General features: G+C 64.6%; 5 protein-coding genes. 3 read left to right on the forward strand and 2 right to left on the reverse strand.

Annotated elements, in window-relative coordinates; translation table 11 throughout:
• The 3 genes from H7007_RS00315 to H7007_RS00325 form a co-directional block, all read left to right on the forward strand.
• On the forward strand, positions 1-205 hold a 205-nt coding region (locus tag H7007_RS00315; protein ID WP_287152487.1), incomplete at its 5' end, for an ABC transporter permease subunit.
• 1 nt (position 206) lies between these two features.
• Positions 207-1,220, forward strand: a complete 1,014-nt coding sequence (locus H7007_RS00320; protein ID WP_287152488.1) for an ABC transporter ATP-binding protein — start codon at positions 207-209, stop codon at positions 1,218-1,220.
• The gene (locus H7007_RS00325; protein ID WP_287152489.1) at positions 1,217-2,206 is read left to right on the forward strand and encodes an ABC transporter ATP-binding protein; all 990 of its coding nucleotides are present in this window, start codon (positions 1,217-1,219) and stop codon (positions 2,204-2,206) included. Before H7007_RS00320 ends, H7007_RS00325 begins: the two co-directional genes overlap by 4 nt.
• A gap of 4 nt (positions 2,207-2,210) precedes the next feature.
• Here the strand turns inward: H7007_RS00325 and H7007_RS00330 are convergent, their stop codons facing one another.
• A complete protein-coding gene (locus tag H7007_RS00330; RefSeq protein ID WP_287152490.1) occupies positions 2,211-3,437 on the reverse strand; it encodes an MFS transporter in 1,227 nt (408 codons plus the stop codon).
• Positions 3,437-4,038 (reverse strand): AmmeMemoRadiSam system protein B (amrB, locus tag H7007_RS00335; RefSeq protein ID WP_287152491.1); only part of this gene is annotated, 602 nt, incomplete at its 5' end. The genes amrB and H7007_RS00330, both read right to left, overlap by 1 nt.

Here is a 4,038-nt window from a genome sequence, read left to right on the forward strand (position 1 = left end):
CTGGCTGGCCTTCCTGGGCCTGGGGCAGCAGCCTCCAACGCCGAGTTGGGGAAACATGCTCGCCGAGTACCTGCCCTTCTACAACACCCATCCCTGGATGATGTTCATCCCGGGGACGGCCATCGTGATCAGCGTGTTGGGCTTCATCTTGCTCGGCGACGGGCTGCGCGATGCCCTTGACCCGCGCCTGAGGGGGAGTATCTGAGATGGACGGCGGACGCGATGTCCTCCTCGAGGTGCGCAACCTCCGGACCTATTTCCACACCCCGGCCGGAGTGGTCAGGGCCGTGGACGACGTCTCTTTCCGTGTGCACCGGGGGGAGGCCCTGGCCTTGGTGGGCGAATCGGGATGCGGCAAAACGGTAACCGCCCTCTCGGTGATGCGGCTGGTTCCCGATCCTCCGGGGAAGATAGAGGGCGGCGAGGTAATCTTCGAGGGGAGCGATCTGCTGCGGTTGAGCGAAGCGGAGATGCGCCAGATCCGGGGCAACAACATCGGCATGATCTTTCAGGACCCCATGACCTCCCTGAACCCCGTCTTCCGCGTGGGGGACCAGATACGGGAGGCGGTGCAGCTCCACCTGGGTCTTTCCCGGAAGGAGGCGAAAGAAAGGGCCATCGAGCTGATGGAGATGGCGGAGATACCACAGGCCCGGGAACGTTACCGGATGTATCCCCACGAGTTCTCCGGCGGCATGCGGCAGCGGGCAATGATCGCCATGGCCCTCTCCTGCGATCCCAAGCTGCTCATCGCCGACGAGCCCTCCACCGCCCTGGACGTCACCATCCAGGCCCAGATCATGGAGCTCCTGGGCCGCTTGAGGAAGGAGATAGGGCTCTCGGTTATGCTCATCACCCATGACCTGGGGGTGGTAGCGGGCGTGGCGGAGACGGTGCTGGTCATGTACGCCGGCAAGGTGGTCGAGTACGCCGCTGTGGATGAGGTCTATTACCGCTCCAAGCACCCCTATGCCTGGAGCCTCATGCGTTCCGTGCCCCGCCTGGACGAGAGGAAGGAGAGGCTGCTGACCATCGGCGGATCTCCCCCCAGCCTGATAAACCTTCCACCGGGTTGCAGCTTCTCTCCCCGTTGCTCATTCGTGCAGGACATCTGCCGCGAACAGGAACCGCCGCTGGTGGAGGTGGAGGAAGGGCACCTCTCCGCCTGCCACTTCGCAAACGATTTCGAGAGCCGCGCCGCGGAGGTGACAGGCGTATGAGCCCCGGTGACGGCGTACTGCTGGAAGCCCGGGGGTTGGTAAAACACTTTCCCCTGAGCAAGGGCTTGCTCCTCTCCCGCCTGGGGGGCTCGGTGAAGGCCGTGGATGGCGTCTCCCTCGAGGTGCGCGAGGGGCAGACCCTGGGCCTGGTAGGCGAATCGGGATGCGGAAAATCCACCCTGGCCCGCCTCATCCTGAGGTTGATAAAGGCGGACAAAGGGGAGGTCCTTTTCGAGGGCCGGGACGTCCTCAAGCTGTCCCACAGGGAGATGAAGGCCGTGCGCCGCTCCATGCAGATAATCTTCCAGGACCCTTATGCCTCCCTCAACCCGCGCATGAGCGTGGGAGCCATAATCATGGAACCCATGGTCATCCACGGAGAGGGCACCAAGGAGGAACGCAGACGCAGGGCCATGGAACTGCTCTCCCTGGTGGGGCTGCAGCCCGAACATTTCGCCCGCTATCCCCACGAGTTCAGCGGCGGCCAGCGCCAGCGTATCGGGGTGGCCCGGGCTCTGGCGCTGCGCCCGCGCCTCATCATCTGCGACGAGCCGGTTTCCGCTCTGGACGTCTCCATCCAGGCCCAGGTCCTGAACCTGCTCAAGGAGCTGCAGGAACGGTTCCACCTAACCTATATCTTCATCGCCCACGACCTTTCCGTGGTGCGTTACGTGAGCGACGAGGTGGCGGTGATGTACCTGGGGAAGATAGTGGAGCGTGCCGCCCATGACGAGCTCTACGGCCACCCCATGCACCCCTACACGCTGGCCCTGCTCTCCGCGGTCCCCGTGCCCGACCCCCGCAAGGAACGGGAGCGCCGGCGCATCATCCTTGAGGGAGACGTCCCCAACCCCATAAACCCGCCTTCCGGGTGCCGCTTCCACACGCGCTGCTGGAAGAAACAGGAAATATGCACCGAGGTGGAGCCGCCCCTGGAGGAGAAGGTCCCCGGCCACAGCGTGGCCTGCCACTTCCCGGAGTCCTGACCCTCTAGCCTTCCCTCTCGAGCGAGGGTAGGTTGCGGGTGAAGGGAAAGGAGAGGAGGGCTAGCACAAGACCGGCCAGGCTCAGCCAGAGGGCGGCAGAGACGATGCTCATCCTCCCGACCAGATATCCCATCCCCAGATACCCCAGGGGCAGAGGAAGGAGCACCATTGCGTCCATGGTCGCGAAGACCCTGCCCCGGAACTCGGATGGTATCAGGCGCTGGCGCAGGAATTCGTAAGTGGTGAAACCAAAGGCGTCCACCACCCCCATGCCCAGGCAGATGAACAGGGAGGCCCACAGGGAGGCGGAGCGGCTGATGAGGAAGACGCCGGCGGCATACCCGCAGAAACTGGCGAGCACCAGGCTCAAGGGCCGCACCCTTTCCAGGAGGCGGTAGGCGAAGACGCTCCCTAAGGCCAGGCCAGCCCCCACCGCGGCGCTGAGCAGCGTGTAGTAATCGACTTCCCCCAGCCGCTGCTCGCTGAAGAGGGGGAGCAGGACCTCGAAGGCCCCGAACACGGGCATGAAGAGGAGGTGCATGACCGTCAGCCCGCGCACGTGACGGTCACTCCGGATGATGGCCACGGTCCTGCCCATCTCCCTGACTGCGGACCGCGGTCCGTATACCAGAACCCCGGGCCGCATCTTCCCCTCGTCCCTCCTTACCAAAAGGCCGGCCGCTGAACAGGCGCCGAGGAGGGCGAAGCAGAGGAAGAAAAGGTTCGCCTTTCCCAGGGCCTTGACCAGGAAATACGCGGAACCTGTGCTCAGGAGGAAGGTCGCCGAACGGAGGAACATGTATGCCGAATTGACCCTGGCGAGTTGGGACATCTCCACCAGTTCCGGTATCAGGGCGACTATGCAGTTGGCCACCACCACCCCACATACCGAGGCGCAGAAGGCCGCGGCGAAGATGGGGTAGGGAGCGTGCAGGAAGGGGAGGATGAGGATGAAGGAGCCGTAAAGGAGGTTGGAGGCCACGAGAAGGTCGCGCCGCGAGAAGCGGTCCACCAGGGGGCCCACGAAGGGAGCGGCCAGGGTGAACGGGGCGAAGCTGAGGAATAGGGATACGCTCATGGAGAAGGGAGAGCCCGTGCGTTCCAGCACGAAGAGGGGCAGACCCACGTAGTAGATCCCCCTGGCGAACATTCCCAGAAACTGGGAGAAGAAGAGGGCCAGGAGCGGGCGGTTGGCCCGCATCGGGAGGGCGGCGTTTTCTGTTCCCGGCATCAGCGGGGGAAGACCAGGCCGGCGAAGGTGACCGCCGAGCCCTCCTGGGAATCGAACCAATGGCAGTGGTCCACCAGGGTGCCCTTCCTCCCCTCCAGCGCCTTGGTCATGGTGTAGATGGGAGGGAGCCCGCAAACGTGCCGGGAATCGCCCTCGGCGGCTACGTAGTCGAAGAAGCCCTCCGCGTCCCCTTCCTCGGTAAAACGCAGCATCTCCTTGTCCTTGGCGATGACCGAGGAGAGTATCACCCCGTCCAGGGGTAAGGGGCTGCCGAACCTCCTGCCCACGTGGGCAAGGTCGGCAGAGGCGATGAAGAGGACCTCCTCGCCCATCGCCGAGAGCAGCCCCTTCAGGGCGTTGACGAAGGAGGCCACCTCCTGGTCCTCCGAGGGAGACCTGCGTTCCTGCACGAAGGCGTGGAAGGAATTGCAGGTGATGGGCAGCAGGCGGAAGCGGTCCGCTCCCCCGAATATAAAGCAGAGCAGGGGAAGCTGTATCTCGATGGAGTGCTCGGAGCGGTGGGAGAGCTCGTCCCCCAGGCCGTCCATGCCCGCCGCGCGGGCCAGGCCCTCGGCCAGACCGGCGTCCGTCTCCACCAGCC

It is taken from the genome of Candidatus Solincola tengchongensis (assembly GCF_015711935.1).
Taxonomy (GTDB): domain Bacteria; phylum Actinomycetota; class Geothermincolia; order Geothermincolales; family RBG-13-55-18; genus Solincola_A; species Solincola_A tengchongensis.